This window comes from Streptomyces sp. NPDC020898, from assembly GCF_044333925.1.
Taxonomy (GTDB): Bacteria; Actinomycetota; Actinomycetes; order Streptomycetales; family Streptomycetaceae; genus Streptomyces.
On sequence record NZ_JBIRRV010000052.1, the window covers coordinates 1 to 1,383 of the forward strand.

Annotated in this window: 1 protein-coding gene and 1 pseudogene; both read right to left on the reverse strand. The window is 63.7% G+C overall.

Annotation, left to right across the window (positions count from 1 at the left end; all coding sequences use genetic code 11):
• Positions 1-878: alpha-amylase family glycosyl hydrolase (locus tag ACH4TV_RS48300; RefSeq protein ID WP_398407862.1), on the reverse strand; the 878-nt coding region annotated here is incomplete at its 3' end.
• A 4-nt stretch (positions 879-882) separates the two neighbouring features.
• Positions 883-1,383 (reverse strand): annotated as a pseudogene (locus ACH4TV_RS48305) (alpha-1,4-glucan--maltose-1-phosphate maltosyltransferase); the annotation flags it as partial.

The window sequence follows — 1,383 nt, forward strand, 5'->3', positions numbered from 1 at the left end:
CGGGGCATGACGGGGAAGTGGAACGCCATGTGGCATTCGTCGCCGCCGCTGCGGAAGTCGCCGAAGTAGTCGACGACGTCCTCCGGCCACTGGTTGGCCTCCGCCAGCAGCACCGTGTCCGGGTAGTGGGCGTCGATCTCCTTGCGCACGTGTTTGAGGAATTCGTGGGTGCGCGGGAGGTTTTCGCAGTTGGTGCCTTCGGCCTGGTACAGGTAGGGGACCGCGTCCAGGCGGAAGCCGTCGATCCCGAGATCCAGCCAGAACCGTAGAGCCGCAAGAATTTCCTCCTGCACCAGGGGGTTCTCGTAGTTGAGGTCCGGTTGGTGGGAGAAGAAGCGGTGCCAGTAGTACTGCTTGCGGACGGGGTCGAAGGTCCAGTTGGAGGCTTCGGTGTCGACGAAGATGATGCGGGCGTCCTGGTACTGGTCGTCCTTGTCGGCCCAGACGTAGTAGTCCCCATAAGGGCCTTCGGGGTCACTCCTCGACTCCTGGAACCACGGGTGTTCGTCGCTGGTGTGGTTCATGACGAAGTCGATGATGACGCGCATGCCGCGTTGGTGGGCGGCGTCGACGAATTCGACGAAGTCGGCGAGGTCTCCGAATTCGGGGAGGACGGCGGTGTAGTCGGAGACGTCGTACCCCCCGTCTTTGAGGGGTGATTTGAAGAAGGGGGGCAGCCAGAGGCAGTCGACGCCGAGCCACTGGAGGTAGTCGAGTTTGGCGGTGAGGCCTTTGAGGTCGCCGACTCCGTCGCCGTTGCTGTCCTGGAAGGAACGGACGAGGACCTCGTAGAAGACGGCGCGTTTGAACCATTCGGGGTCCCGGTCCTTGGCGGGAGTGTCCTCGAAGGTGTCCGGGACAGGCTCATTGACGGTCACGGTGTTACTGGCCTCCAGTCGAGTACCGCAGGTGAAAGACGTGCGCGGGTGCCCAGCCGGGCTCCAGACGTACGTAGTTGGTGCGGCCCCAGCGGTAGGTCTCACCGCTCAGTTCGTCACGTACGGGAATCGAATACCGTTCGTTCTCCCGCCCGCCCAGGCCGAGTTGCGGCATGTCCAACGAGACCGTGGCCTCCTGGGTGTGGTGAGGGTCGAGGTTCACGACCACCAGAACTATGTCCTCGCCGGTCCGCTTGCTGTACGCGATCACCGAGTCGTTGTCGGTCCGGTGGAAGTGGAGATTCCTGAGCCGGTGCAGGGCGGGGTGGTCGCGTCTGATCCGGTTGAGCGCGGAGATGAGCGGGGCGATCGACAGCCCGTTCCGCTCGGCCCACTCCCAGTCCCTGGGCCGCAGTTGGTATTTCTCGGAGTGCAGGTACTCTTCGCTGCCGTCGCGCAGGGGGGTGTTCTCGCAGAGTTCGTAGCCGCTGTAGACGCCCCAGGT